Source organism: Kroppenstedtia sanguinis, from assembly GCF_050433445.1.
GTDB lineage: Bacteria > Bacillota > Bacilli > Thermoactinomycetales > DSM-45169 > Kroppenstedtia > Kroppenstedtia sanguinis.
Genome location: NZ_JBNPXF010000002.1, coordinates 70,177 through 97,054, shown reverse-complemented (window position 1 = coordinate 97,054; position 26,878 = coordinate 70,177). Strand labels below are relative to the sequence as shown.

The following is a 26,878-nucleotide window of genomic DNA, read 5'->3' as shown; positions in this document are numbered from 1 at the left end:
CCTGTGGCGCATCCTTAACTTCAAATTGTAGTGCCCATAGCGCAAAGGTCGCTTTGGCAGCACACGACTCCCTTCCGCCGCCCATTTTCCGGTTAATCAACAGCCCTGCCCTAAAGTGTTAATTTTTTGGGGGAGATCACGACTCCGTCTTCATCTATATATACATAATGGCCAGGTTCCCAGTCCACTCCTCCGAACTGCACCGTGATGTTTTGTTCGCCTTTTCCCTCTTTTTTGCTTTTCAGAGGCATCGTCGCCAGAGCTAGCACCCCTAAATCCATCTTCGCAAGTTCTGCCGAATCCCGGATGCACCCGTTGATGATCACTCCTGACAACTTGCGGGAGATGGCGATTTCCCCCAGTCGATCCCCCATCAGGGCGCATTTTTTTGAGCCGCCACCATCCACCACCAGGACCGAACCTTCCGGGAGGGTCTCCAAGGCTTTGCGGACTAGTACATTATCTTCCAGTACTTTTACGGTGTGGATAGGTCCGGAAAATTGTTGTTTGCCGCCAAAGGAAGTTAGGATCGGTTCACAGATCTGCAACTTCTGCGAATGAGAATCGCATAGGTCTGCTGTCTTCATTCCACTCATCCTTTCTATTATCAGGCGTGTTGATTAGCCCATATTTTAGGTAGGAAATCAGGTCGGGATGGTGGGGCTTTGATTCGCCTTTGCACCCATAGGGCACAAGTCTCGCCAGGGTCGCTTTCCGCTCCCGGGTCTCGCTATGCGTTCTTTGCAAGAGATCGTAGCCGTCCCACCCTCCCCGTCCCCTCCAAGCCATATTTTACGATGGGGGCAATGGGAAGAACGAAAGGTCAGTGTTGTTTCCATCACCCATTTCCTGGTTAACCAACAGCCCTGTTCTATTATATATAACATTATCATAAACGCTTTATATCTTCAGAAACATAGGTGATGCAGACACTGGGATGACTATTCTATCAGATTCATGGAGGGGTAACCAATCGATTGACAATCGAAAGGAGGAACCAGAATGAAGCGCACCACAGAGTTTGTACTGGGGTTGTCGGGAGGCATCCTCGGACTGGGAGCGGCATTTTTGGCTCTCTGGTTTGGAGAGTATGAAGTAATCTCCAAAGCCGCCTCCGAAATCACGGGATTGGGTTATGCTGCATTTATCCTCTCTGTCTTGGCTGTCCTCGGCTCCATACTCGTCAGAACGAAAGCCAAGACCGGAGGTTGGTTGATGATTCTTTCCGCCATTGGAGGGATGGTCAGTGTCTCGCTCTTTTATGTGCTACCGGGGCTCCTGCTCTTGGTCGCCGGTGGGATGGGGGCTTTCCGCAGGGAGAAGGAAGATACGGTGGTAGCAGGAGAGTAGGTCTCTTGGGCCACTTGGATTTTGTCTTTCAGTCGGATTTGTACCCGATAGATGCAAAGGCCATCTACGCATCACTCTCCGCGCCCTTCGTCCCTCGAGTGTGCACCTGTCATCAAATTGTGACAGGCCCGGTTTTTGGTGTTTTTCTGTCATGGTATACTGTTAAAAAGATCATGATGGAAAAGTCAGGTGATTCCTATGTCCAATCAGCAGCATTCCGAATATGGACCGGAGAAAAATATGAATTACACCCCCTGGGTGGTGGTGTTGTCCGTTGCTGTCATCGCCATTGTAGCGATACTTTATGTGATGCCGAAATCCCAGACGATCAATCATGACAACCTGGTTTTTCTGCCACGGCTGAACGCGATCTTCAATTCCTTTACGACGTTGTTTTTGTTGGGAGCATTGTATTTTGTCCGTAAAAAGAATATTAAGCTGCATCAACGCTTCATCTACGGGGCTTTTGCCACGACATTTCTGTTTTTGATCACGTATCTGTCCTACCACGCCATGGCCCCATCTACGAGTTACGGCGGGGAGGGTGTGTTGGCGTACATTTACTACTTCATCCTCATCACTCACATTGTGCTGGCTGCGGTGATTGTGCCTCTGGCCTTGGTCACTTACTTCCGAGGAATGAATATGAAGGTGGAAAAACACCGCAAGATCGCCCGCTGGACGATGCCATTGTGGCTTTATGTAAGTGTGACAGGTGTCTTGGTCTATCTCATGATCTCCCCTTATTATTAAAAAAACCGGTATGGAACCGGTTTTTTTAATGCCATCTCCAGGAGGCTGTCTGTCATCATGGAGCTGAATCCATACTGACCTGGGAAAAGAGAGACGACCCTTCATTTGTTTAATTTCCATATTCGGGAATAAAGCGGAGGAATTGAAGGTGTCCGGAAGGTTTGCGGGGGAAATTAAGGAATCTCTCTTCCTTTACCTGCTTGAAAGGACAGGATTCATATCTGTAAAATTAGGCGGAACCTTCTGTTATAATTCTTCTGAAAAAAGGAGGTAGTTCAGTGGCATACGGTGACCCCATTCTTTCCCCACTCCCGAAAATAGGAGATCAGGCTCCCTCGTTTACAGCCAAAACGACCCAAGGAAGGATCAGTCTCTCGGATTATGAGGGGAAGTGGGTGGTGTTGTTTTCCCATCCTGCGGACTTCACTCCGGTCTGTTCTACGGAATTTATGGCATTCGCCAGGAAAAATGACCACTTTGAAAAACGAAATGCCCAATTGATCGGGCTCAGCGTGGACAGTCTGTCGTCCCACTTGGCCTGGGTGACCAACATTAAAGAGAAGATGGGGGTGGAAATCCCCTTTCCGGTGATTGCCGATCTGAACACAGCGGTGTCCCAAAAATATGGCATGATCCATCCAGAAGCTGACGAAACAGCCACAGTCCGGTGTGTGTTTGTGATCGATCCTAAGCAGGTGATCCGGGCGATGATCTATTATCCGCTAAATGTGGGGCGCAGCATGGATGAAATTTTGCGGTTGCTCGATGGTCTGCAGACTGTGGATCAACACCAAGTGGCGACGCCGGCGGACTGGAGGCCGGGAGAAGATGTGGTGGAACCGGCCCCGACGGATGTGGAAGGGGTGCATCAACGTCTCGGGGAGGATCTCTCTGGTACAGACTGGTACCTGAAAAAGAAACGTATTTAGAAATATTTCAAAATCCGTTCGCAGGGAGAGTCAGGTTTTACATGGCATGATTTTGACAGTTCTGAACAACGGAAGGTTATGTGAAACCCCGTCCCGACCGGACCGGCCAGATATGGATGGGTCAGACACAACCCGAGTTCATTGCGGGAAGGGGGATCCCCCTTCCCGCGATTACTGATGTCAGAAATGATCCTGTTCAGGGGTCCAGTTTTCGCGACCTCCTCTGGACGGAGAAGACTTTTCCCGTTTTCCCGGACTGAAGTTTTTTCCGTTGCCGTTCCGACGACGCCGGCTTCGGATCTTTTCCACCCTTTTTTCAATCCACAGGGCCCCGGAGACGGAAAACAAAATTCCCAGGGCAAAGAACAGGGTAACCACCCACTGAGGCTCCCATTCGCTCATCCTTACTTAACCCTCTTTCTTTTTTTTCTATATTGAGAATTACGCCAGGAACAGAGAGTCCTCCTGCTTTTGGAAAAAAGTTTGGATGCCGTCTGTTTAAGTAACATGGGATTCGATTGGTGCATGTACTGACATAGAAGAGGGAATGGCCCCAACCGACAGGCGAGATCCATCTAACCAAGACATCTATGCTGAGAACAGGTGGATCCAGTGGGTTCCCGTTTTGGCATAGGCGTGAGTATGGGAAAGGAGAGACTGGATTGGACAGGGAATGGGGAAAGTTGTTTGTTTACGGAACCTGGAGACGGGGGGAGAAGCATCATCACCTGCTGAAGAATGCCAAGTTGATGGCACTGCAGGCTTGGACCGATGGGAAGTTGTTGGATGATCCGAGAGGGGGAGGACCGGTGCTTGGAGTTCCCGGTGAACAGCGGGTTTACGGGGAGCTGTACCGGGTAGACAGGGAGACTTTGAACCGATTGGATGAATTGACAAAAGACCCTCTACGGAAACAGGAATCCTTCGGTGAGTATCGGCGAATTCGCCGCCGGATCCAGTCTGATCGGGGAGCCGTGGAAGCCGATGTGTATATTCATACCCAGGTGCCTGCGGCAGGGGGAAGGAAAGTCTCCTATAGAGATTGGAAGGGTTACCATTTGGAAGAGCAACGGGAATGGCTTTATTTTGCTTATGGTTCCTGTATGGACGATGAGCGCTTTTATACCCAGGGGGTGGAGGAACACTTCCGCGATGTCATCGGTCGGGGAGTGCTGAAGGGCCATGCCATGCGCTATACGCTTCCCCGCCCCGATGGGGGTCGGGCAGATTTGGTGGAGCATCCGAAGAGTGTGGTGGAGGGAAAGGTTTACAGAGTGGGTGCCCGAGCTTTGGCCTATCTCTTTTGGCGGGAAGGGGTGGATGACGGGACCTATCGTCCGGCTTGGATCCCGGTGGAGATCGAAGGGAAGACGGTGGAGAATGTGCTGACTTTTATCGTGATTCAAAAAGGAAAAGAGACCCCTCCGCCGGAGCATTATGCCCGGGAGATCCTGCGCGGGAGTCAAGACATCGTCAGTGAAAGATATCATCGTCACCTGCGGAGGCGTCTGAAAAAGAGATTTGGGATGACAGTCAAAATTTGATCTGTCTGTCGCAGATATTTTCTCAAATAAGGGATGGAATCGATCAAAGGAATCATCTACGTTGATACAGATTGGTAAGGAATTGTTGATCCTCCAGAGACCAGTTGCCGGTTTTGAGGATATCCAAGGCATCAGGAGAGAGGGGAGCTTGGATAGTGAAGGGGATTTTTTGTTTCAGTGCGAGGGTATCGATGACCTTCAGGTCACTGATTCCCATCCCTCCGCCGCTCCAGATCTCCAGATCGGAACCATCCGCGAACTGGAGAATGTAAGAGCCCATGAACAGGTCGCTGTATTCATCCCCTAAGGTGTAGCCTACGGTGATTTTGTCCACATCCTTCCAATGATGGGTCGCCTCCTGTCCCAGACTCAGGAAGTCTGAGTGGACGATCGCCTGGTCATTCACCATGATGTAGGAATCCAGGATCAGTACAAATAGAAGGAGGGCTACCACTAGAGGGGGCCAATTGCGGGCTAAGGTGTGGCGCCATTGGCGAAAACCGTTTTTCAGCAGTTGATACTGGAAAAAGAAAAGTAAAAGAATCAATAGAACATAGGCGGACCGGGCATCTCCATCCCGGTAGGCGTGAAAATAGAGAGCACCTTGCTGATGAAAAAATATTTCTTGCAGGAGATGAAGGGATTGAATCAGCAATACTACCGGCAGAAAAAGTACAATCAGGTTCCAGAGTGCAGAACTGGCCCCCCGGATCCAACGGTGAATGTGTTTTTGATCGACAGGTTGCAAGACTTTTTGCCGGGTTTCCATCTTTACACTCCTTCAAGGATATTCAGTTTTTATGATACGCAAATTGGGGGACGGATACCATTACAGAGAGATTACAGATGCTTTGACAGCCCCTCGTGAAATTTCTCGCTTTTGGGGTGATGGCGCTGCAGGAACTTCAGTGAATGAGTGGACTGGCCTTGGTACCTTCCATTAACTTGGCTGTCTTTCGGTTGACCGGTTCTTTCAAACCGAGTCCGATTAGGAGTGCCAAAAGGGTGTATAAAGCCAATACCGTGAGGTCTTTCCAAACCATCCCCCAAAGAACTCCTCCAACCGCTTCCCGCATCATGCTGATGGCATAAGTGAAAGGAAGGAAGGGATGGATCGCCTGAAAGAAGGGGGGCATAACTTGTACGGGGAAAGTTCCCCCGGCACCTGAAATTTGCAGGACCAGCAATACGATGCTGAGAGCTTTACCGACGTTCCCGAACACAGAGACCAGTGTGTAAACGATTAACATAAACACGGCACTGATCAGCAAACCGAAAAGAACAAACCACAGCGGATCCGAGGCATAGGTACGTAAAATCAAAAGGTTGCCCACTGTGACGATGACCGATTGCATCAAAGCCAATGTCAAGAAGGTTAAATAGCGTCCAAAATAGATGTGGTAACTTCTATAATTCCTGTAAGGATCCTGGACTTCCGTGGTCAGCAGAGATACCAGCAGAATTGTTCCAACCCATAATGAAAGGGTCGTATAGAAGGGAGACAAGGCTGAACCGTAATTGGGAATCGGATACAGTTGGATTTCTTTTAGTGACACCGGTTGTGCAAAAAAATCGCTCTCCTTGCGAAAATCATTCTTTAACAGATTGATCACTTCTCCCAAATCCGTTTTTGCTTCCGCTTTTCGGATCTCATCGGCGAGATGATGCACTTTGGCCTCGACCTGAGGTAAATGTTCCTTTATGGCTAAAAGTTTCTTTTTGCCCACGACGATGCCTTGGGTGGCGTCACTAACAATTTTTTTTACATCGGGAAGGATTTGGTGGGTGTGATCCAATAGGGACTGAACGCGGTTGAGGGAGGAATCGACTGAATCTAGGGCACTTCGTATTTTGGGTTGAAATTCCTGATCCCAGCGATTCAACATATCCTGAGTTCGTTGCTGGGTAATCCGGGAAATTTCATTCCAATGTTGGATCTTTTCTGCTCCCGGTGCATCGCCATTGTGGTCGGCGTTTTTGATCCAGTCCAGCAAGGCTAGTTGTTGTTGAAAATCTCCCTTGATCTTCTGCAGCCTTTCAATTTCTGGATCCAGGAGGGATTGATTCGCCAGTCGGTTCACCCTCTCCGATAATTGGATGATTGCGTCTGTTGCAGTGATACCTGCGGTCAGGGAACCAGTCGCCTGGGATATCACTTTTTTCGCATTGATTGGATCGAGGTCGTTTTTTTGCAAATGGGAAGTAATCTGTTGTATAGATACAGCTGTCTGGTGAGTCGTTTCGATCCGTTCTTTGACTTGGGGCAGGAGAGCTTCTGTGGATTTGCGGAGATGGTTCAAAAATTGATGGAGATGGTTAGTGAACTCCTGTCCCTCTTGGGTGATTTTCGTTGCTTGGAGGAGGCCTCTTTGAGCTTTTTCTGTGATTTGAGTCGCTTGGTCCACATCTTCAAGGGCGATCTGGACGGCCCGATTCATCGTGGGAATGCTTTTTTCCAGTCTGAAAACCAGCTCTTCTAAGGCTTTGACAGTGGGCCACTCTCTTTCAAGTTCAATCCCCAGTTCGTTGAAGATTTTAAATATGGCTTCCGTCGTGGTTTTGACAAAGCTGTCACTCACTTGTTGCACAATCCCGGTAGCCCCTTTTTCGGTCATTTTGGGGGTGATCGCATTGATCTTTTCATTCACAACATAGACGATTTCAGGCTTTACCGGTTCCCCTGTGATTACCGTCGCCATCTTCTGCGAAAAATCTTCGGGTATCGTGATACTGGCATAAATCTCTCCTCGTCGGACCCTTTTGTATGCTTGCTTTTGGTTAATAAAAATCCATCCCAGTTTTTTGTTCTTCTTTAAGGAGCGCACTACTTCGTCACCGATTTGGATGTGATGTCCGTGCACTGTGGTTCCCTGGTCTTGATTGGTGACAGCAACAGGGATGTCCTGTGTGTTGCCATAGGGGTCCCATGAGGCCTTGATGTTAAACCATGCATACAAAGAGGGGAGTAGAATCAAGCCTCCGATAATGACGGCGATCACCCAATGTTTCGTTATATTTTTCAGATCCCGAACGTAGATCGACACGATGTTTTTCATAGATGTATCTCCTGATCTAATGGTCAAATGCAGGTCAAAGGTTATTATCTTGGGTTTTTCGGAAAAACATACAGTGGGAGAGGAAAGGAATGATCCCCTCTTCTTTTGGAAAAAGATGATAAAATAATTGTGGGAACGCGACTACATAACACGGGGGAGGAAATTGCGATGGTGCAAGAACGGAAAGGCGCAATCACATTCAAAGGAAATCCTGTGACACTCCTGGGTCCGGAAGTGAAACCTGGGATGACTGCTCCCAACTTCTCCGTATTGGACAATGACCTGAGTCCGGTCACTCTTGAAGACAGCAAAGGAAAGGTTCGGATCTTCAGTGTGGTTCCGTCCTTGGATACCGGGGTGTGTGATGCACAAACCCGTCGCTTCAACGAAGAGGCTGCCAAACTGGGAGAGCAAGTGAAGGTGATCACAGTCAGTGTCGATCTGCCCTTTGCCCAGAAGCGTTGGTGTGGAGCCGCCGGGATCGAGCAGGTGCAAACCGTCTCTGATCACCGGGATCTCTCCTTTGGTACTGCCTACGGTGTGGCGATCCAGGAACTCCGTCTGCTGGCTCGGGCAGTGTTTGTCGTCGATGCAGCGGATCAAGTGGTATATGTGGAGTATGTATCTGAAGCGACTGAGCATCCGGATTATGAAGCGGCAGTGGAAGCAGCCCAAAAAGCTCTTTGAGCGAATCGATTTGTGACAGCCCGGGATCTCTTCCGGGTTTTGTTATGATTGTCGGATTGTCCATCCCTGCGTCACAGGAATGGACAATCCGATGGGGAAAGGTAGGTGAAACTGATGGAGTCCCACCCGGTTCACCGGTTTTTTATCGCGATTCCCTTGCCAGATGTCCAGAAAGAGATGCTCGCCGGCTTTTGTGAGTTCCTGGGGGAACAGTGGAGTTTTAAGAAATGGGTCCATCCCGCAGATTACCATCTTACTGTTCGGTTCCTCGGTGCTTGTAGTCTTCACCAGGTCCAGGTTGTGCAACAAATCCTGAAGAAACTCTCTTTCCGTCTTCAACCTTTTCGCCTTTCTCTGGAGGGAATCGGTCAGTTCGGGGTTCCCACCCGCCCACGCATCCTGTGGGCGGGAGTGAAGGGGGACTTGGAAGAGCTTCATCGCTTGTATTCTGATGTGACCCAGGCGCTTGAACCTCTGGGATATCCACGAGAAAAGCGCCCCTATCACCCACATATCACCTTGGCCAAAAAATACCGGCTCCATGATTTTCCCCATCAAACTTTAGACGACCAGCTTCCTCCATACCTGGATCGATCTTCATGGACTGTGGAAGAGTTGGTTCTGTATGAAACCCATATGGATCGTTCCCCGATGTATCAACCCCGGGCGGTGTTCCGATTGGGCGAATAAATGGCTTGCACCTGCAAAGGTGGGAGCCCAGGGCTGTTGATGAACCATCAAATGGATGACGAAAACGAAACGACTCTTTCGCTCTTCCCATTGCCCCCATCGTAAAATATAGCTTGAGGGGTCGGGGAGGGTAGGACGGCTACGATCTCTTGCAAAGAACGGATAGCGAGACCCGGGAGCGGAAAGCGACCCTGGCGAGACTTGTGCCCTATGGGTGCAAAGGCTTTTCACTGTCCCACCACCCCGACCTTATTTTCTACCCAAAATAGGGCTAATCAACCACACCTGGTGGGAGCCATTTATTCCAACTCTTTTTCAAACAGGACGCGGTCTCTGCCGGGACCGTCGTAATTTTTGTGAACAGGGATCCCATCCTGGAGGGTTTTACTGGGAGTCAGTTGAAATCCAAGCCGGGTGTGGAACTGGATGGAGCGGCTGTTGGTAGGGGAAGTGAGACAGCGAACTTTTCGACAGCCCTCCTTGGAGACCGTAGCAAAAAAGTGATGATACAGGTGTTTCGCCAGACCCCGTCTTCGATAATCGGGATGGACGCCTACAAAATGGATATAGGCCTCCTCTGAGCGGGCAGGGGAGACGAACCCCACCAGGAAGGCCACCGGTTCCCTTGCTTTTTCTATGATGAGACTGGTGTGGTGGAAATGGTGAAAAAAGAGTTGAGGGAGCAAGTCGGTGATGTGACGTCCGCCCCACCACAGGTTGAGAACGGAGATCACTGCCGGGTAGTCAGAAGGGCGAAGTGGGCGGATTTGGAAACTGATGGTGGATTTCTCAAGGGACTGTCTCCGGGAAGAATTTTTGCTGGTTTTGTGCCGAGGATCCTCTGAATTCTCCGCATCTGTTCGCCTTTTATCGGTGGCCGATTCCACCAGCAGGCGGTGTCGCTCATCGTAGGTAGACAAGGATCTTCCTCCCCTTTTGCATTCTACTTCCCTTTAGCTGTTCTTCTCGAAGTCGGGATTTATGCGATGAATAAACAGAAGATGTCCACCATATAAACCTATTGAAGGACAAGAGGAGGAGGCCGGGCACGCACCGGAGGGAGGAAGTCAGATGAAGAATTTTTGGGGAAGAAGAACGAAGATATTGGGATTGGTGGCGTTGCTTTTGGTAGTTGTAGGGTGGATCCGATGGAACCCGGATCCTCCATCCTATTCTTCCGATTCCATAGGGGCCCTCAGTTCCCCCATACCTGAGTTCACCTTCACCGACCAGCAAGGAAAGGATTATGGATTGAAGGATCTGAAAGGGAGAGTGTGGATTGCAGATATGATCTACACCCGATGTCCCAATATCGGTTCACCGATGACAGCTAATATGGTCCGCTTGCAGGAACGGTTAAAAAAAGAAGATCTCACGGTACAACTGGTCTCATTCAGCTTGGATCCACTCTATGACTCCCCTGCCATTATGGAAAGGTACGGGAAGAATATGCGGGTTGATTTCGCAAACTGGAAATTCCTCACTGCCTCGAGCGAACCGGTGATGCATCGATTCCTGCAGACAGCTTTCGACTCCCCGATTTCACGCAAGACGGAGGTGGGAGAAGAGGAAGAGCCCGTGATCAGCCATTCCTCCCGTTTTTATCTGGTGGATGGAAGAGGCAAGGTGATGTCGGCTTATAACGGAATCCAGCCGGACTACGAGCAAATCATCCGGGATGTGCGGTCCATGCAGTGAGAGGAACCAAGTGAAATACCTCCCATGAAATACGGGGAGGTATTTTTGCTACAGTGCTCAGGGGTGAGATTTGCATCGATGGTTGGGAAAAAATAAGTCTCTACCACCTGAGTCAAGATTTTAGTAATTGGCGTATATGTAGGGGTCTTTGGGGGTGGGAATAGGTTTGAAGGAGTTGGCATTTACCAGTGGCGTGGCGTGATGTTGCAATTCTCGGGATTGCAGCGTCCCTTCCACTTCAATCCAGGTTCCGTCCTTGACCTGATCCGCTCCGGGAAAGGTTGCCGCGATACCGATCACGCTGGCGTCTGCTACACAGCAGGTGATCGCGTACCGGGAGACGAGGATAACTCCGTTGGGCAAGTCTCTCGTCCGGTAAACAAAGCCGTGGACCCGAATCTTTTTTCCCTTTAATTCTCGGTTATGATGTACCTCAATGGTGGTTAATCGATCCAGATAAGTTTGTTCCCCCAGCGTGATCATAGGGGAAGAGACTAGATCCTGAAGGATTTTCGCATAATATGAATTTTCCTCGCCGGTGGAAGCAGAGGGTTTTGTCGTGGTGCTATCCGTTTCTTTTTTGGTGGAAGGGGAATCGCTGTTTCCTTGATTTAGACTTTTTCCTTCTTTTCGGGCGGTTGCCCCTTCCCGGTTCAGTACATGTTGTTCCCGTCCCAATGACTTGGAAGGAACATAGATGCCTCCCTTGTGGGCTGCCATGGAGGCGTCCAATGCCCCAGGGCGTATTAAAAGGAAGATTAGGAATGGGGACAGCAGGAGAAGATATCCGATGGCTCCCGTTGAATGCTGGGGTGGAACCCGCAGGTTCCAAAGTTGGACCATTCCAAGCAACAATAGAACCACGATTCCAAAGATGGTGAACAGTTGAAGGCGAGGGTTGATATAGAATCGAAGTTCCCCAGTGATGACCAGGATGGTCAGCATCAGAGCAATGGAAAAACAGATCCATGCTCGGGTAAAAGCCCCCATGTTTCTTCCTCCTCTCAGAATCCAAAAGTCTTCCAAAGTTCGACCGCTACCAGAGTCAGGACAAAAGTACCCACGAACATCATTCTGACCACCTTCGGACGGAAGTTTTCGGCCATCATCAGCAAGTTCTTCAGGTCCATGATGGGGCCAAAAACCAGAAAAGCCAGTACGGGGGCGGATGGCATCACACTGCGAAAGGAAGCTGCCACAAAAGCATCAGCAGATACACAGAGGGATAATCCAAAGGCCAAACGGAACCTGCAGAGGGAAAGGAAGCCTCAGTTGATTCAAGGGATCGGTTCTTCCTTGTGTTATCCAAAGGAATAGGGTAAGAATAGCAAAACCCGCAATTTCAGCGGACCATTCTCGAAGCCAGCGAACCATACAAACCCTCCCGTTTTTTTAGACAAGTCTATTCGAGGGGGGAGATCAGTATGACTTCTGATTAGAAATAGTTACGTTTTATCTGATTGTAATGGAGTATATAATCAATCGACTCCGGTTATAGGTAAGTTTTAAATCGTAATAATTATGATTTACAACCGAGGATATCCCCGTTATAATATAAAAGCACCCCAAGGGGTTGAGGAACAGGGAAAGGGAGTCGTGCGCGATCCCAGGCGACCGTTGCACCTCCCGCAATAGCACCAGAATCTTTTATGGAGGTGGAGAGTGGATGAACCGATGGCCCTTTCGGATGGGAATCTTGTTTATTATGTTTGTATTGGTTGTTTCCGGCTGTGGGGGCGGGAAAACAGAACCCAGTGCGGAGAAAGGGAAACTGAAAATATCTGCAAGTATGTATCCTCTCGCTTTTTTTGCGGAACAGATTGGGGGAGACCATGTCTCAGTTACCAATCTGGTACCCCCGGGAGTCGATGCTCACGATTTTGAACCGACACCGAAAGATGTGGCCAAAATGGCCGACTCCCAAGTGTTTTTGTATAACGGGATCGGGATGGAAGGTTGGGTGGACAAGGTAAAAGGCAGCCTGAAGGAAAAGACCTTGCTCGTCAATACATCCAAGGGTATTCCACTACTGAAATCAACTCATGAACACGGACATGAACATGGGGAACACGAACATGGGCATGAGAAACATGGGCATGAGGAACACGGACATGAACATGGGCATGAAGGGCATGCCCATGGAGATCATGATCCCCATGTGTGGCTGGATCCGATCCGTGCCAAACAACAAGCGGCCCACATCAAGGATGCACTGGTGAAGGAAGACCCGAAGCATCAGGAGGACTACGAACAGAATTATGAACAGCTGGCCCAACGTCTGGAGGATATCGACCAAAGCTTAAAGGAGACGGTGAAAAAGGCGAAAGGTAAATCCTTTATCGTCTCCCATGCTGCTTTCGGGTACCTTGCAGATCGCTATGGGCTGAATCAGATCCCGATTTCAGGACTGTCCCCCTCCGAAGAACCCAGCCCCAAGAAATTGCGTGAAATCGTAAAGACGGCACGAGAACACCAGGTGAAGTACATTCTGTTTGAGACTCTGGTCAGCAGTAAAGTGGCCAAAACCGTGCAGAAAGAAGTGGGAACCGATCCCCTGACGATCCATACCCTGGAAGGGCTGACTCAACAGGAACAGTCCCAGGGAGAAGACTATTTCACCCTCATGGAGAAGAATGCGGACCATTTGGGAAAAGCCCTGGAAACCAAATAGGGATCCTTCCCCTCATTGGATGATATTGCAAAATCATCTTCCATCCTTCCTGATATCCCGATCTGTCCCACTTGGCAGGGTCGCAAGTAGACCCTGCTTTTTCATTGGTTGAACCGATGTGGTCAATTGGACAGGTTTGGAGTCATATCATGGTAAGACAAGGAGGATTGGGGGGAGTAGATGGGATGAAAGTGGAGATGAATCTAGCCGATGAGGAGTGGCGTGCAGCCCTTTCCTGTATTGAACGGCGGTATCAAGAATTGAAAAGGAAATTGGCCGAAGGGGAGCGGAAGGGCTGGAGCACCCGTTATTATCAACAAGAGACGCTTTTGTTGGGGCGGGTGTTGGAGGAATTGAAGAATCAGGAGTGACACTTGTTTCAAAAGTGGAAACGGGGCTGCCTCCCTTCGGAGACAGCCCCGTTTCATGTCAGGCGGATGACAGGAGTTGAACCTGTTCCACCGGCAATGCCGGCATTCTGCCGTTAAACTACATCCACCCAGTGGTCCACACCATGCTTGCCGACGTGGGGGAGTCAGATCAGATGGCGCAGAACGAAAACAATTCCGAACCAGCAGGGAATGCTGAGAAGAAAGGCGTTGAACAGACCGACGGCTGTGTGGCTCATGGTATATGCCCCCTATTTGTTTTGGTAAATTCATTATACTCTCTTCACAAGGGAAATAGTGATTATGTGGGGATTTGTAATGGACGTTTAATCTTTTGTAACACAAGCTTTGAAAGGGGAGAAATCCTTGTCAAGTCCGGTTTTTTGCGGCGGAGGAAGCGAGATTCTTTCTTGATTCAGGAACAAACTGTTACAGGAACATGTCAGCGGGGAACCTTTTTGGCTCAGCCGATCCCGCCGCACTCGTCGATCATCGGTTATAATGGACAGGATGGGATCGGTACGGAGGGATGGGAAAGATGGATGATCTTTTGAGACAAGCGGAAGCTCGGTTTCGGGAAGTCACACCCTGGAGGGTTCTGTATGAACCGAAGGGGGAGGGCTCCCTTTCTTATGCCATGGAAGAGGCGATTGGAGCCAGTGTGGCCCAAGGGGAGGCGCCGGCGACAATTCGGATCTGGCAGGGGCCCCAGGCGTTGGTGGTGGCCAAAAAGGATTTGCGGACATTGCAGGCCGTAAAAGCGGCCCAGATGATGAAAGAGGTGGACTGGCCGGTCTATGTTCGGCAGAGCGGAGGTACCGCCGTTCCACATGGCCCTGGTACGTTGAACCTGTCCCTCTTTTTGCCCCGACCGAAGGAGATGAAGTGGAATATCGACGATATCTATCGGTTGTTAGGGGCGCCTCTGATCCGGATGTTAGAAAATAGATTCGCTCTGGAACCGTACTTCGGGGAAGTGCCGGGTTCATTTTGTGACGGCCGTTACAATGTAGTGGTACGGGGAAAAAAGATCGTCGGCACCTCCCAGATTTGGAAGGGCGGTCCGGCGGGACTGAGATCCCAGCGGCCAGGCTATATTCTAGCCCATGCCACTCTTCTCACTCGGATCGACCGGGAGCAGGCGGTGTCCGCCCTGAATGCTTTTTATGAGATGGCAGAGGGAACCCGCCCGGTGTATCTGGATACCGTGGCCACCCTCGCTTCTTTGGTTTCCTCCTCCCCGAATGAGATCGAATCAGGGGCGGCGGAGGGACTGTTGGAAGTGATCGGGGATTGGACCGGAGTGAGAAAACAAGAGCTGCCCACGGAGAAAGAGCGAATAGCTGCCAGAACGTACTTGGAGCGGTCTTTGCCGGCATTCTATGGAGATCGGTCTTAATGAGCGAGGGGGACAAGATCCGGCATTCGTTGTATAATCGAGAGTAACTTTGATAAAGGGGTGTGCCCTGTGAAATGGTGGAAGATGAGAGAACCGGTGAATACCTGGACGCATTTTGTCACGTTTCTGGCTGGGATTGTCGGACTGGTGTTCCTGATTCTTCTCAGTCGTGAACAGCTTTCCGCTCTGGTTACCATGACGATTTATGGGGTCAGTGTAATCCTTCTCTATGGGGCCAGTTCCCTATATCATTGGGTGCGGACCACCCCCGAAAAAGAGATGATCCTGAAAAAACTGGATCATATTGCGATCTATCTGCTGATCGCCGGTTCCTATACACCGGTTTTTTATTACGGCTTGGAAGGAGCCTGGAAGTGGGTGATGCTGACAGCGGTTTGGGTACTCGCCTTGATCGGGATGATCCTGAAGATCTGGTTTATCCACGCTCCACGTTATGTATCCACCGCCTTCTATGTCACCTTGGGCTGGATTGCGCTCATTCCCCTGGTCCAATTGGTCCATCACCTGCCTGTGGGAGCGCTGGTGTTGATGGTGGCAGGTGGTGTCGCCTATACTCTAGGGGCGGTGATTTACGCGACGAAATGGTGCGATTTTTTCCCCAATCGGTTTGGTTTTCACGAAGTGTTTCATCTGTTCATCATGGCCGGAACCGGCCTTCACTTTGCGATGATGGTGGCTTATATACTTCCCATGGGAGTCCAATGATCGAAACTTATGCCAAAACCCGGCCTGCTCTACTCAGGCCGGGTTTTCACAATCCATGGGTCAGTGGCAGCCCACAAGGTGAACAACGCTACTCCCAGCCACAGGGGAAAGGGGTGGGCCAGGCCGGAAATCAGAACTGCCTGCTAAAACGTCAGTCCTTCGATGGGGGAGAACAGGCGTGTTGATTATCCATAATTTGGGTAGGGAGATCGTGTTCACCCACGCGACCGTTGCCATCCAGCAAGGAAGTAATGACTGCCGCTCCAAATCTTCCGATCGGGCAGGGGCAAAGCCTTACGGAAGCAACACAAGGAGGAATGTTGCCCCTAAACGCCCTCTCGTAAGACTTCTCCGCTGGGTAGGATGGCTACCTTCATCTAGAGCTTCAGCTCATCGAGATTGTAGTGCCCGTGGCGCAAAGGTCGTTTTGGCAGCACACGACTCCCTTCCACCGCCCATTTTCTGGTTAATCAACAGCCCTGGGGGGAGAAAGCTCTGCCTTCAGGACTGTTGGTTAACCATAATGTGGGTGGAGGAAACAAAATTGACCCTTTCGCTCTTCCTATTGCCCCCATCGTAAAATATGGCTTGGAGGGAACGGGGAGGGTGGGACGGCTACGATCTCTTGCAAAGAACGCATAGCGAGACCCGGGAGCGGAAAGCGACCCTGGCGAGACTTGTGCCCTATGGGTGCAAAGGCTCTTCACCCTCCCATTTCCTGCCTAAAATAAGCTAATCAACACTGCTCTGCCTTATTTTTTACTGTAAAGGATCCAACGCGAGGGCTTGACACTTTTGTCTTCAACGAACAACTCCCCTGTTTTCAAGTCTTTGAAGATCCTGCCATCAGCAAGCATTCCAACATCTGAGTTGGCTTTTTCCCCGGTATCCCTCGCATCAGGAGTGGGATAGCCATCGGTTTGGAAGAAAAAATCCTTGGAGTAATAGGTCTCCCCTTGATACTGGATCATAACGGGTGGTACCTCTTCAGAGGAAGAATCATCTTGGATCCAGACCACAACGGCAACGATCATCAACAACGCTCCGCTGTATATCATCGTTTTCCGAGATCTCAAAATAATCCACCCCTTTTTCATTATCTTACCATTTCAGGATCACAATACATATACCTTAATTCAGAGCTGTTGATGTACCAAGAAGAGGGAGTGGTGAATAGTCTTTGTGAGCTTATGGGAGTACAAGTCTCGTTGTAAGTACCTCGCTCCTGATGCGGGAGGAAATTTTTGATCCAGTCCGTGCGGTGGTGGCGGGTTATGGTGGCCATGTTGGTGCCGGAGATGGTTGTCTGGGAGGAGTTGAGGCGGGGAGGGATCTCTTTTCGTTGACCCATCTCCCTTTGTTTAGGGAGGGGGTAGAGCTCTTTCCCCTCCGGCAAAGTCTTGGAAATGGTGGAAGAAGAAAAGCCGGACGGGAGCTGCTGAAATCGGTCCGTTAATCAGGAACCGGCCATTTCTCTGTTGGTTTCCTTGCTATTGTGCCACCCCTCGCACTCACGGAAAGCAGAGTGGCGGCAGGAACTGCCGATTGATTAAGGTGAGACCGTGACGTAGAGCCATTCCCGTATGGGGAAAAAAGTGTTCCGGGTCGACTTTGCCATACAGACCGCTCTTTTTCAACATTTCCAGCGGTTGTTTCCGAATCCCGGAGATCAGGACCACCCCTCCCTCTGTTGGAAATCGGATACGAGGGTGGAGAGATGGGCCTCTCCGGTGGCATCGATCAAAGAGACCAGGCGCATGCACAACAACAGGACTTTGGGCCGGTGATGGATCGAGCGGGTGAGTGTACGTTCAAACCGATCGGCTGCTCCAAAAAAGAGGGGGGTCCCTCTATAGTGTAGATGGATAACTGGGGGCAATGGCGGCCGGCATTCACCGGATGAGGAGACACTTGTTCCCCATGGCGTTGATCCGGGAGTACTTTCTCCACTTCCAGTTGATTACCCATCCGTTTGATAAATGAGATCATGGCAAGTAACAAGCCGACTTATACCGCTACTGTCAAATTGACGAAGATGGTCAGCAGAAAGGTAGTGACAAGGACCAGTGAGTCACCGGAACGTAATTTCAAAATATGCATAAAGGATTTTTGCTCACTCATGTTCCAGGCGACGACCATCAGGATGGGTGCCATGCTCGCCAGGGGAATGTAGGAGGCGAAGGGAGCGAACACCAATAAGATGATTAGCACAAAAAGACTGTGAAATACTCCAGAAAGAGGGCTGACAGCTCCACTCCGAATATTGGTTGCCGTTCTGGCGATGGCTCCTGTCGCCGGAATTCCTCCCAGCAGAGGTGTTACTAGGTTGGCCACACCCTGTCCGATGAGTTCCCGGTTGGAATGATGCCTTAGGGAGCTGATAGCGATGAAACTGTTCATCTGCCAACAAATGGTGTCATCTCCTGTAGGATATTGATATATAACAGTAATGATAAAAAAAAGAAAGAGCATCTGTTTACTATAATTAAATCTTATATCCGACACAGCAAAGCAAATGAGGGGGTCGGCTGCACATCAAAAAGAGAAGAATCCCCCTTGCCGGGGGATTCTGAGCTGTGGGCTTTTAACTTTATGGCTTTCGATAAACGGCGGGTTTGTTTCCTGACGGAAACACAGGTGTATTTGAGGAATTAACGGTGATTTACTTGACGTTACCAAAGGAAGGTCTTTTGCGGAGTCGTTCTCGCTGTTTCCACACAGGTGTTTCTTCATTTACATCCCGGGATTTAAATGGATCCACGGGGACGGCAGACGGTTTCTGACGATCGGTTTCCTGAACTCCCTGTCGAAGATTACGCTTGTCCTTCCCAAAGTGTGCGATCAGAAACACTTCCTTTCAAGGAATTTCAGGTGCTTGATCTTCGTTTTGCGAGGGCCCCCGTCGAAGGGAGTGGAGGCGCTTTCCACGGCCGTCAGTGATTAAGTATGGGAATTGGAAGCAGATCTAGAAATTTTAAAAACGCCCAGGATTCGAGTGTATTGAAGTAGGTGTATAAGCTTAATTTGATAAATCAATGCAATATCTTCCATGGTTAATCCCTGTTCCAAATAACGGAGAACGTCCTGTCTAAACTCTTGCGAAGTCAGATTCCGTTCCTGCAGAAACTGTTCCACTTGCATCTGCTCCACCTCTTTTAATGTGCGGAGATGATAATATTTCTAGTGTAATGGAAGAATCTGATTCTGTATATTCCCACAAGGTACTAAATTTTTATCGTCATTAATGATTAGGGAAAGTGAGGCTCTCAACTGGCTCTGCCAGTTGAGATGAGAGTTTACAACCGGTTTCCACTCCACAATTCATCTTCCGAGAGACGGTCAGTGACGTAATTTTTGAAAGGGTTTTTGATGCAATCCATCCAAACCGCATCGTCTGTTTCTTAGTCCTTCCACTGGGCGATGTTTCTCTTGTCGGCGGGGGGATCGAAGTACTTGGATTCAGAGGAGATCTCGGCATGAACCTGTTGGAGTTTTGATATAATCGGATCGACTTACGGGAAAGGGGGATTTCATGAAGCAGTTTGATTCGGTCCTCATCTATTTGTTGGCGGCGAGTGCGGTGGTCTTGGGTGTTTTGGACGCGGCTGGGGCCATCGTCTTGAAACCGGTCTATCTGTTCTGTTATGCCGTGGCGGTTGCAGTGAGTTTCATTCCCGGCAAGGGAAAGGGAGGGCGGGTGATCCGACTGGCTCTCCTCTTTCTAATCTTCGCTGGGGTCCCCTACGGGTGGGAACAATGGGTTCCTTTTAGACAGGGGGTGGACCGGTTCACACCTGCTGTGATTGGATTCGTCCTGGGCTGTTCTCTCTGGATTCATCAGATGGGGAGAAAGAAATCATAAAAAGAAAGCCCTGATCTCAATTACGTAAGGGCTTCCCCAACCGGTTGTCCCCATCCGGTAGCCACGATATGATAGACAACGAACGTCAGGCGTGTTGATTAGCCATATTTTGGGTGGGGAGATCGTGTTCACCCACGCGACCGTTGCCATCCGGCAAGGAAGTGAAAACTGGCCGCTCCAAATCTTCCGATCGGGCAGGGGCAAAGCCTTACGGAAGCAACACAGGGAAGATGTTGCCCCTAAACGCCCTCCCTCCAGATTCTCCGCTGGGTAGGATGGCAAAGGTCGCTTTGGCAGCACACGACTCCCTTCCGCCGCCCATTTTCTGGTTAATCAACAGCCCTGAACGAACGTATATTCTGGTTGGGAGGGAAAAGTATGTCCTCACCCTCGCATGAGATCCGCCAAACCGTCGGTACCCTCTCGGAAAATACCAAGGGATGGAAGAAAGAGCTGAATTGGATCAGTTGGAATGGGCGTGAACCCAAGTATGACCTGCGTAGCTGGTCTTCCGATCATGAACGGATGGGCAAAGGGGTGACTCTGACGGTGGAGGAGTTGAGACAGCTGCGGAATCTGTTGAACAGGATGGAGTTGTGAGATATTCTGGCTAAGAACCCGACAGACCCGATCCGTCTCTAGGATCCAGGGTGGAAAGGACAAGAGGAATAGATGTTACGTTGAATCTGAGGCTTTCTGGAATGTGAAGGGGTGTCGCAAGTAGTCTGCCGCTGGGCCAGTCGGTCTGCGGCCTCTTCTCATTTGGAGAACGTCAGGGAGGTGAATCGGATCGACGGACGAAAACGGAGTGAGATCCGACCAGGTCAACGAGTGGATATTGTGTTGAAGGCGGACCAACGAACGGGGCGGCGGACTCGTGGCGTGGTGAGAGAGATCTTGACCAAATCCCCCACCCATCCCCACGGGATCAAGGTACGATTGGAAGACGGACAGGTGGGGCGGGTTCAGGAGATCCTGGATTAGAAATCTTGATATTGAAATAAAACGAAGGGGCTCACAGACACCCCTTCGTTTTGCTTTCTTCCTTTTCATTGTGGCAGAGCGATGGACTGGAGAGATCTTTTCATCTCCGGTGTCAAGGGCAGACTCTTCTGTTCGTGGTAACTATAATGGACTAAAACCGCTCGCCCGACGGCGATATCCTCATCGGTTTTTAGATCCGAAATCCGGTGCAGAACGGTAAAGCTGCTCTTACCGATTCGTTCCACTTCTGTGGTCACTTTCAGCCACTGAGCAAAGGAGGCTTGCGCCTTGTATTCGCAACTGGTGGAAGCCACGATCAGTTTCCAATCCTTCAGGTCCATTTCGGGATCCAGCATCTGAAACAGCTCGATCCGTGCGGTTTCCATGTAGTTATAATAAACGGCATTGTTCACATGACCTAGGCCATCGCATTCATTGAAGCGAACTTGAAGTGTAGTGGATAACGGCATTGGTTGCTCCTCCTTCAAATGATGATGGGACGGGAGTAACCTCCCCCGATGATCTCTTCTCGATAAGTGAGTCATTCTCCTGGAGCCGGTTTGAAATGGATCTCCTCTCCCTTGTCTATTTCTTCAGACCCATTCCCCTGCATAAGGTCAGAACGAGGGAGGAAATACACTTCGGCTCCACAGACCTTGGGCGGGGAGGGAAAGATTTCATTGGGAGAATTAGAGAATGGGGAGATGGTCCAGATCATTCGGTTGGGTTTGACCCGAACCGATCCTCCTCAAAAGGTAGTCATCGTGGGAGCGGGAATCGCAGGCCTAGTGGCGGCCTCTCTTCTGAAGGATGCGGGACATCATGTAAAGGTTTTGGAAGCTTCCGAGCGGATCGGCGGCCGGATTCGAACCATCCACTCCCCTTTCACGGAGGGTCAGTATATGGAGGCGGGAGCGATGCGCATTCCGGAGAGCCATGAGTTGGTGTTTGAGTATTTACGGAAATGGGGCTTGTCGGTCACTCCCTTCCGCAATGAGACACCTATGGATCTGATCTTTGTCAACGGGGTCCGCATCCGGCAATGGGAGTATGAGCGGCACCCGGATGTTCTCCATTATCCGCTGTGGCCTCAGGAGAGAGGGAAAGATTCCGGCACATTGTTGCAAAGAGCTCTTTGGCCGTTCCTTTCTCTTTACCACCGTTTGCCCCTGGAGGGAAAGAGACAGTTGATCCGGGAGATGGATAGCTACTCCATGGATACCTACCTTCGAAACAATCCGTGGGGAGCTATATTGTCTCCAGGGGCGGTGGAAATGATCAAGGTGTTTTGGGACTTGGAGGGGTTGGCGGAAAATTCCTTTTTAGGAATCCTGGAAATCCTGGCTCTCTTTTTGGATCCCCAGTTACGGTTCTACGAGATCTCCGGTGGTTTTGAGCGACTGCCGGAAGCGTTTTGGCCCCAATTGAAAAATGAGATCCGGTTGCGACGACAGATGGTGAAGATTCGTCAGGAGACGAAGCGTGTGATGATTTTTACCCGAAATCAAAAGACCGGTAAATTGGAGCAGTATGAGGGGGACACCGCCATCGTAACCATTCCTTTCTCTGCCCTACGCTGGGTGGAAGTGGAGCCCCGAACTTCCTTCTCCCATAACAAATGGAAGGCCATCCGAGAGCTCCACTATGTTCCCTCCGTCAAAACCGGACTTCAATTCAAGAGCCGGTTCTGGGAGCAAGAAGGCCACCGAGGGGGAAAAGCAGTGACGGATCTTCCGATCCGTTTCGCCTTCTATCCCAATCACGGCATCGGAAGCAAGGGTCCCGGAGTGGTTTTGGCCAGCTACACCTGGGAGGATGATGCGGCCCCCTGGGACGGCTTGTCAGCGGATGAACGGATCTTGCGTGCCTTGGAAAATTTCGCTCAGCTATATGGTTCCCAGGTTTATCGAGAGTTTGTCACCGGGTCTTCCTTCAGCTGGACTCGCCATCCTTGGAGTGCGGGAGCTTTCTCCCTGTATAAACCGCTTCAGTACACCCAACTCTATCCCTTTCTCTCCACTCCCGAGGGGAGAGTTCATTTCGCCGGGGAGCACACATCTTCCACCCCGAGCTGGATCGAGGGTGCCATTGAATCTGGGATCCGGGTGGCGATGGAGGTGAATGGGGAAAACTCTCAAGACTAGGGTGTGCATGGTAAATCCGTATTTAGGACGAAGCCGGTCGGGACGGGGTTTCACACATGGAGTGATTTTGGCTAGCAAGAACAACGAAAACTACATGTGAAACCCCACCCACCTTCGATGTTTTCGCTCCACTGGCAGGACAGATCTGGAGGGTCAGGCGTGTTGATTAGCCAAATGTTAGGTAGGAAATCAGGCCGGGATGGTGGGACGGTGAAGAGCCTTTGCACCTATAGGGCACAAGTCTCGCCAGGGTCGCTTTCCGCTCCCGGGTCTCGCTATGCGTTCTTTGCAAGAGATCGGAGCCCTCCCACCCTCCCCGTCCCCTCAAGCCATATTTTACGATGGAGACAATGGGAAGAACGATAGGGTCCTTTCGTTCCCGTCATCCACTTTATGGTTCATCAACAGCCCTGCTGGAGGGTAAATTTTTTCTCACTTGCAGCACCAGACATGCCCTAGAGAACTAAGAGACTCCATCCAATAATTGTTTTTTCTCTCTGGGTGAAATGTGCGTACCTGCTCAGTAACGAAGGTGAATTTCCCCCTCTGTCGCCGACAGCTAACCGAGTCGAGCAGCCTAATCCGTCGGTTCTTTCTGATGCGGAATGAGAAACTCCATTCTAAGGGGTTCGTCCCCAGATGGATTCCAGCCATTCCGCTGCGGGTTCTGAGTCTTGGGGTGGCTGACATATGTTGATAGAGGAAGGGGGACGAAGGATGTTAACCATCGCGGAACAACAACGGGTGAAAAGAATTCGGCGAAGTCTCACCAAACTGCACATACAGGTGACAGTATCCAAGGGGGATCACTCCTCGGCTGAGTTGAGAACGGCAGTGGACAATCTGTGCCGGGTGGGGGAGATGTTGGCCGGAATGCATTTGCTGGAGGAGCAAAAGTTTCCTTTACAGGAGATTGAAGAACGGATTCGCAGGGCTGAAGGAGTACTGCTGAAGCGGGTGCCGGTGGGAAAATAGTTTTGAATGCATGGGAGAGGAAACCCGCTGCAGGGTTTCTTTTTTTTGAGGGGTCTGATTAAGAGCAATCAACGCAATACTTATAAAAATATTGCCCAAATTGTATTGAAATATTTTTCGGATCAATTACACTAGTTATAGTATACATACGAAATAAGGGCTAGATCGGAGTGGAAGCATGTATTTCATCGTAGTCTGTTGGTCTGTCCTTGCTTTGTGTATCGCTGGGTATGGTTATGTATTGTTTTTTCTGTCTCGTAAACTAAAAAGGACTGAGCAAATCTTTCAATCCGCTTTACCTGCTGGAATGAAACTAACCCATGTTCCACTGACTTACCTAAACCCTTCTCAGGTGGTGGAACGCAATGGAAAAGGGGAGATCTGGGTGATCGTGGATCAACAATGTCCCCATTGTATCCCCTCTTTGAATCGCTTTATGAAGTATGTGAAGGATTTGGAAATCATTCCGATCCATATTGTGTTTAGAGATTCGCAAAAGGATTCCGTTCGACAATACATGGATCTGTATGGTGGCGATTTGAACTACGCTACAATAGAGGATCGTGTGTTAGATTCTCTGGAATTGGAATTTGCTCCTGCATATATTTTGTTGGATAAAGGAATGAAAGTAAGGGTTTGTGAACCCCATCCCCATACTATTTTAGGTGTGCTGAGGAAAAAATATGGTAAAAAAAATAATTAGTTCCGTTTGGTTTTCACTCCAATTCGTTTGGAAAGCACATAAAAGATATTTCCTGGTTTCCATCTCTTATCGCCTGATGCTCGCCTTGATCCCCTTGGCAAGTATTTGGCTGATGAAAGAATTAATTAATGAACTTGTTTATCTCATGCAAGAGGATACAAGGGATTGGACTTCGTTTGTTCTGATTTTCCTCACTCAGATGATGGCTCTAATATCAGGGCAATTGTTGAAGTTGCTTTCTGAAGTAAATGACTTGAAGTTGGAGAAGGCAGTCGGCCGACGATTGGAAAAGGACGTACTAAACAAGGTAAGTCGGATTCCTTATTTAACTTTTGAAAACCCCCAATTTTACGATCATTATCAACGGGTCACGAACAGTCAATTTAAAGTCATGGAGCTGACCAAGAAAGCGATCCACTTTGGTGGCGGACTCGTGACCTTGGTTTCGGTTTTATTATACATTGTAGGGATTCATTGGGGCTTAGGGGTCATTCTCTTGATCTGCTCCATCCCGATGCTTCTGATTGATCTTCGTTTTGGAAGACGTCGATACAAAATGGTACATTTTTTAACCCCCTTTCGCAGAAAGGAAATGTATCTTTCCCACTTGTTGAACACCCGTGAAACTTTAAAAGAAGTCCATATGTTTGGCTTGGGGAAACACTTGATTAAGGAATGGGAGGATGTCTTTGATTTAGATGCAAAAGAAAATATTCGGTTGTTGCGGAGACAAAATTTTTGGTTGTTCGTAGGTGAGTGCATTCTAACACTTACATATATCGTCTCTGGATTCCTGGTCGCCTCTTTTATTTTTGCTGGGCGGATCAAGGTAGGGGACTTTGTATCGATATTGCAGGGGATCCAGAGTGTTCAAAGCAGCTTGACCGAGAGTACGAGGACACTGTCCCAATTTTATGAGGACAGTCTATATATGGAAGACTTAAGATCATTTTTCCTCATTAAAGAATCGGAGCAGAATGAGAAGTCTTGTGATCTAGACGAAATCAAAGAACTTTCCGTGGAAAACCTCAGTTTTCAATACAATGGTCAATTGCTTCCGGTATTAAAGGATATTAGCTTTCGCATTCGGAAAGGGCAAAAAGTTGCTTTGATCGGTGAGAACGGTTGTGGTAAAACCACGTTGATCAAATGTTTGGCGGGATTATATGAAACGGCCCCATCGATGATTCAAATCAATGGCCAACCTTTGACGAATATCAAAACAGAATCCTATAGAAAACGCATCTCTGTCTTATTTCAAGATTACATTCAATACAATTTCACAGCCAGAGAGAATATCGGCTTTGGTAATGTCAAAAAGTTAAATGATATAGCCGAAATCCAGCGTGCGGCGAAATCTACGGGAATTGATTCCTATCTGACCCAGTTACCCTATCAATATGAAACGATGCTTGGCAAATTTTTTGCAGGAAGCGATGAATTGTCTGGAGGACAATGGCAAAAAATCGCTTTGTCCAGAGCTTTATATCGGAACAGTGATTTGATGATCTTGGACGAGCCGACTTCAGCTTTAGATCCCCGTGCGGAGATGGAAATCATTGAAGATCTCTTTCGGGAAAACAATCAGAAAGCGATTTTATTTATTACGCACCGCTTGGGAGCGGCTTCCTTAGCCGATATGATTTTGGTGATGAAAGAAGGACAAATCGTGGAGAGAGGGACTCATGAGGAGTTGCTCCTGCAGAACGGAATATATAAAAAAATGTATCGAACTCAAAGTAAATGGTATAAGCAAAAAGAAGAGGTGGAAAGGGTTTGAACTTGATACTTGAGATATTAGGGATGACCTTCGCTTTGCTTTTTGTCACCACATTCATTAGTAAGATCATCCATTGGAAGGAACATAAACAAACGATGGCATCCTATAAAATCCTACCTGCAAAAGTCATTTCGATTTCCCTGCTTTTTTTCCTGATCAACGAAGCCGTAATCGCATTTTCAGCTTTACTAGTCGGTTGGCGTCCTTTCAATGGAATTCTAGCAACGATTCTACTGTTGATTTATACCCTAGCGATCGGGATCAATTTGCTTCGCGGAAGAAGAGATTTGGCTTGTGGTTGTGGTGGGGTCCTGGAAAACGAAAGATTACACTATGGGCTGGTGGTTCGTAATCTACTCTTGATTACTGCAGTGGTATTTCTCTCTTTTACCTCCAAGGTACATGGGATCAGTGATGGATGGTTAACGGTGGGGATCTGGCTGGTTTCCGCTACCCTTTTGTTGATTATAGCTGTGATCAGCGAATGGGTTCGAGTTCGTAACCAACTTGACCATCTGATATCTGAAGGCAGGTGATC

General features: G+C 49.3%; 32 protein-coding genes and 1 tRNA gene. 20 read left to right on the top strand and 13 right to left on the bottom strand.

Annotated elements, in window-relative coordinates:
- Positions 1–110 precede the first annotated feature (110 nt).
- Positions 111–587 carry a ribonuclease E activity regulator RraA gene (gene rraA, locus JOD24_RS02125; RefSeq protein ID WP_429246242.1) on the bottom strand — a complete coding sequence of 159 codons (477 nt, stop codon included), beginning with the start codon at positions 585–587 and terminating at the stop codon, positions 111–113.
- A 415-nt stretch (positions 588–1,002) separates the two neighbouring features.
- Here rraA and JOD24_RS02120 point away from each other — a divergent pair, with 415 nt between their 5' ends.
- From JOD24_RS02120 to JOD24_RS02110, 3 genes are all read left to right on the top strand, one after another.
- Entirely contained in the window at positions 1,003–1,350 is a 348-nt protein-coding gene (locus JOD24_RS02120; RefSeq protein ID WP_429246241.1) for a DUF4064 domain-containing protein, read from the top strand.
- Positions 1,351–1,548: 198 nt separating this feature from the next.
- On the top strand, positions 1,549–2,103 hold the full coding sequence (locus tag JOD24_RS02115; RefSeq protein WP_380166319.1) for a DUF420 domain-containing protein: 555 nt from the start codon (positions 1,549–1,551) through the stop codon (positions 2,101–2,103).
- A 278-nt stretch (positions 2,104–2,381) separates the two neighbouring features.
- Positions 2,382–3,032, top strand: a complete 651-nt coding sequence (locus tag JOD24_RS02110) for a peroxiredoxin (RefSeq protein ID WP_380164598.1) — start codon at positions 2,382–2,384, stop codon at positions 3,030–3,032.
- 180 nt (positions 3,033–3,212) lie between these two features.
- Here the strand turns inward: JOD24_RS02110 and JOD24_RS02105 are convergent, their stop codons facing one another.
- Positions 3,213–3,434: a hypothetical protein gene (locus JOD24_RS02105; RefSeq protein ID WP_380164596.1), complete on the bottom strand. Its 222-nt coding sequence runs from the start codon at positions 3,432–3,434 to the stop codon at positions 3,213–3,215.
- Positions 3,435–3,694: 260 nt separating this feature from the next.
- Between JOD24_RS02105 and JOD24_RS02100 the strand changes: the two genes are divergently transcribed.
- Positions 3,695–4,576 carry a gamma-glutamylcyclotransferase family protein gene (locus tag JOD24_RS02100; RefSeq protein ID WP_429246240.1) on the top strand — a complete coding sequence of 294 codons (882 nt, stop codon included), beginning with the start codon at positions 3,695–3,697 and terminating at the stop codon, positions 4,574–4,576.
- Between the two features lie 52 nt (positions 4,577–4,628).
- Here the strand turns inward: JOD24_RS02100 and JOD24_RS02095 are convergent, their stop codons facing one another.
- Together JOD24_RS02095 and JOD24_RS02090 are read right to left on the bottom strand one after the other, a co-directional pair.
- Positions 4,629–5,345, bottom strand: a complete 717-nt coding sequence (locus JOD24_RS02095; RefSeq protein WP_429246239.1) for a hypothetical protein — start codon at positions 5,343–5,345, stop codon at positions 4,629–4,631.
- A gap of 136 nt (positions 5,346–5,481) precedes the next feature.
- Positions 5,482–7,632: a YhgE/Pip domain-containing protein gene (locus tag JOD24_RS02090; RefSeq protein ID WP_429246238.1), complete on the bottom strand. Its 2,151-nt coding sequence runs from the start codon at positions 7,630–7,632 to the stop codon at positions 5,482–5,484.
- Positions 7,633–7,800: 168 nt separating this feature from the next.
- Here JOD24_RS02090 and tpx point away from each other — a divergent pair, with 168 nt between their 5' ends.
- Both tpx and thpR read left to right on the top strand, forming a co-directional pair.
- The gene (gene tpx / locus JOD24_RS02085) at positions 7,801–8,319 is read left to right on the top strand and encodes a thiol peroxidase (RefSeq protein WP_380164588.1); all 519 of its coding nucleotides are present in this window, start codon (positions 7,801–7,803) and stop codon (positions 8,317–8,319) included.
- Between the two features lie 114 nt (positions 8,320–8,433).
- The gene (gene thpR, locus JOD24_RS02080) at positions 8,434–9,009 is read left to right on the top strand and encodes an RNA 2',3'-cyclic phosphodiesterase (RefSeq protein ID WP_429246271.1); all 576 of its coding nucleotides are present in this window, start codon (positions 8,434–8,436) and stop codon (positions 9,007–9,009) included.
- A 299-nt stretch (positions 9,010–9,308) separates the two neighbouring features.
- On the opposite strand, the gene JOD24_RS02075 is transcribed toward thpR, so the two are convergent.
- Positions 9,309–9,929: a GNAT family N-acetyltransferase gene (locus JOD24_RS02075; RefSeq protein WP_380164586.1), complete on the bottom strand. Its 621-nt coding sequence runs from the start codon at positions 9,927–9,929 to the stop codon at positions 9,309–9,311.
- A gap of 151 nt (positions 9,930–10,080) precedes the next feature.
- On the opposite strand from JOD24_RS02075, the gene JOD24_RS02070 reads away from it, so the two are divergent.
- Complete coding sequence (locus tag JOD24_RS02070; protein WP_380164584.1) at positions 10,081–10,707, top strand: SCO family protein; 627 nt, start codon at positions 10,081–10,083, stop codon at positions 10,705–10,707.
- A 120-nt stretch (positions 10,708–10,827) separates the two neighbouring features.
- On the opposite strand, the gene JOD24_RS02065 is transcribed toward JOD24_RS02070, so the two are convergent.
- The gene (locus JOD24_RS02065) at positions 10,828–11,697 is read right to left on the bottom strand and encodes a TIGR03943 family putative permease subunit (protein ID WP_380164582.1); all 870 of its coding nucleotides are present in this window, start codon (positions 11,695–11,697) and stop codon (positions 10,828–10,830) included.
- A gap of 14 nt (positions 11,698–11,711) precedes the next feature.
- Positions 11,712–11,948, bottom strand: coding sequence for a permease (locus JOD24_RS02060; protein WP_429246237.1), 237 nt, complete (start codon positions 11,946–11,948; stop codon positions 11,712–11,714).
- Between the two features lie 425 nt (positions 11,949–12,373).
- On the opposite strand from JOD24_RS02060, the gene JOD24_RS02055 reads away from it, so the two are divergent.
- Together JOD24_RS02055 and JOD24_RS02050 are read left to right on the top strand one after the other, a co-directional pair.
- Complete coding sequence (locus JOD24_RS02055) at positions 12,374–13,378, top strand: metal ABC transporter substrate-binding protein (protein ID WP_429246236.1); 1,005 nt, start codon at positions 12,374–12,376, stop codon at positions 13,376–13,378.
- A gap of 149 nt (positions 13,379–13,527) precedes the next feature.
- The gene (locus JOD24_RS02050) at positions 13,528–13,749 is read left to right on the top strand and encodes a hypothetical protein (protein WP_429246235.1); all 222 of its coding nucleotides are present in this window, start codon (positions 13,528–13,530) and stop codon (positions 13,747–13,749) included.
- A 61-nt stretch (positions 13,750–13,810) separates the two neighbouring features.
- On the opposite strand, the gene JOD24_RS02045 is transcribed toward JOD24_RS02050, so the two are convergent.
- Positions 13,811–13,877: transfer RNA gene (locus JOD24_RS02045), tRNA-Asn, on the bottom strand.
- Positions 13,878–13,922: 45 nt separating this feature from the next.
- Between JOD24_RS02045 and JOD24_RS02040 the strand changes: the two genes are divergently transcribed.
- The 3 genes from JOD24_RS02040 (at position 13,923) to trhA (ending at position 15,892) form a co-directional block, all read left to right on the top strand.
- A complete protein-coding gene (locus JOD24_RS02040; RefSeq protein ID WP_429246234.1) occupies positions 13,923–14,321 on the top strand; it encodes a hypothetical protein in 399 nt (132 codons plus the stop codon).
- Positions 14,306–15,166, top strand: coding sequence for a lipoate--protein ligase family protein (locus tag JOD24_RS02035; RefSeq protein WP_429246233.1), 861 nt, complete (start codon positions 14,306–14,308; stop codon positions 15,164–15,166). Before JOD24_RS02040 ends, JOD24_RS02035 begins: the two co-directional genes overlap by 16 nt.
- Before the next feature lie 69 nt (positions 15,167–15,235).
- Positions 15,236–15,892, top strand: coding sequence for a PAQR family membrane homeostasis protein TrhA (gene trhA, locus JOD24_RS02030; protein ID WP_429246232.1), 657 nt, complete (start codon positions 15,236–15,238; stop codon positions 15,890–15,892).
- A gap of 752 nt (positions 15,893–16,644) precedes the next feature.
- On the opposite strand, the gene JOD24_RS02025 is transcribed toward trhA, so the two are convergent.
- The 4 genes from JOD24_RS02025 to JOD24_RS02010 all read right to left on the bottom strand — a co-directional run bounded on the left by JOD24_RS02025 (position 16,645) and on the right by JOD24_RS02010 (position 18,292).
- Positions 16,645–16,968: a hypothetical protein gene (locus JOD24_RS02025; RefSeq protein ID WP_429246231.1), complete on the bottom strand. Its 324-nt coding sequence runs from the start codon at positions 16,966–16,968 to the stop codon at positions 16,645–16,647.
- Positions 16,969–17,403: 435 nt separating this feature from the next.
- Complete coding sequence (locus JOD24_RS02020; protein WP_429246230.1) at positions 17,404–17,571, bottom strand: hypothetical protein; 168 nt, start codon at positions 17,569–17,571, stop codon at positions 17,404–17,406.
- Positions 17,562–17,771, bottom strand: coding sequence for a sodium-independent anion transporter (locus JOD24_RS02015; RefSeq protein WP_429246229.1), 210 nt, complete (start codon positions 17,769–17,771; stop codon positions 17,562–17,564). The genes JOD24_RS02020 and JOD24_RS02015 overlap by 10 nt, the downstream gene beginning before the upstream one ends.
- Positions 17,772–17,899: 128 nt before the next feature.
- A complete protein-coding gene (locus JOD24_RS02010; RefSeq protein WP_429246228.1) occupies positions 17,900–18,292 on the bottom strand; it encodes a SulP family inorganic anion transporter in 393 nt (130 codons plus the stop codon).
- A 1,132-nt stretch (positions 18,293–19,424) separates the two neighbouring features.
- On the opposite strand from JOD24_RS02010, the gene JOD24_RS02005 reads away from it, so the two are divergent.
- The 3 genes from JOD24_RS02005 to JOD24_RS01995 all read left to right on the top strand — a co-directional run bounded on the left by JOD24_RS02005 (position 19,425) and on the right by JOD24_RS01995 (position 20,738).
- A complete protein-coding gene (locus JOD24_RS02005; protein ID WP_429246227.1) occupies positions 19,425–19,754 on the top strand; it encodes a hypothetical protein in 330 nt (109 codons plus the stop codon).
- A 378-nt stretch (positions 19,755–20,132) separates the two neighbouring features.
- The gene (locus JOD24_RS02000; protein ID WP_429246226.1) at positions 20,133–20,354 is read left to right on the top strand and encodes a YdbC family protein; all 222 of its coding nucleotides are present in this window, start codon (positions 20,133–20,135) and stop codon (positions 20,352–20,354) included.
- A 189-nt stretch (positions 20,355–20,543) separates the two neighbouring features.
- Complete coding sequence (locus JOD24_RS01995) at positions 20,544–20,738, top strand: YwbE family protein (RefSeq protein ID WP_380164618.1); 195 nt, start codon at positions 20,544–20,546, stop codon at positions 20,736–20,738.
- Positions 20,739–20,803: 65 nt separating this feature from the next.
- Here JOD24_RS01995 and JOD24_RS01990 read toward each other — a convergent pair whose 3' ends face one another.
- The gene (locus tag JOD24_RS01990) at positions 20,804–21,208 is read right to left on the bottom strand and encodes an acyl-CoA thioesterase (protein ID WP_380164552.1); all 405 of its coding nucleotides are present in this window, start codon (positions 21,206–21,208) and stop codon (positions 20,804–20,806) included.
- Between the two features lie 234 nt (positions 21,209–21,442).
- On the opposite strand from JOD24_RS01990, the gene JOD24_RS01985 reads away from it, so the two are divergent.
- The 5 genes from JOD24_RS01985 (at position 21,443) to JOD24_RS01965 (ending at position 26,876) form a co-directional block, all read left to right on the top strand.
- The gene (locus tag JOD24_RS01985) at positions 21,443–22,882 is read left to right on the top strand and encodes a flavin monoamine oxidase family protein (protein ID WP_429246270.1); all 1,440 of its coding nucleotides are present in this window, start codon (positions 21,443–21,445) and stop codon (positions 22,880–22,882) included.
- A 717-nt stretch (positions 22,883–23,599) separates the two neighbouring features.
- Positions 23,600–23,857, top strand: coding sequence for a hypothetical protein (locus JOD24_RS01980; RefSeq protein ID WP_380164550.1), 258 nt, complete (start codon positions 23,600–23,602; stop codon positions 23,855–23,857).
- Positions 23,858–24,035: 178 nt separating this feature from the next.
- The gene (locus JOD24_RS01975) at positions 24,036–24,560 is read left to right on the top strand and encodes a hypothetical protein (RefSeq protein WP_380164548.1); all 525 of its coding nucleotides are present in this window, start codon (positions 24,036–24,038) and stop codon (positions 24,558–24,560) included.
- Positions 24,541–26,340, top strand: a complete 1,800-nt coding sequence (locus JOD24_RS01970) for an ABC transporter ATP-binding protein (protein WP_380164546.1) — start codon at positions 24,541–24,543, stop codon at positions 26,338–26,340. Before JOD24_RS01975 ends, JOD24_RS01970 begins: the two co-directional genes overlap by 20 nt.
- Positions 26,337–26,876 carry a MauE/DoxX family redox-associated membrane protein gene (locus JOD24_RS01965; RefSeq protein ID WP_380164544.1) on the top strand — a complete coding sequence of 180 codons (540 nt, stop codon included), beginning with the start codon at positions 26,337–26,339 and terminating at the stop codon, positions 26,874–26,876. Before JOD24_RS01970 ends, JOD24_RS01965 begins: the two co-directional genes overlap by 4 nt.
- Positions 26,877–26,878: the final 2 nt, after the last annotated feature.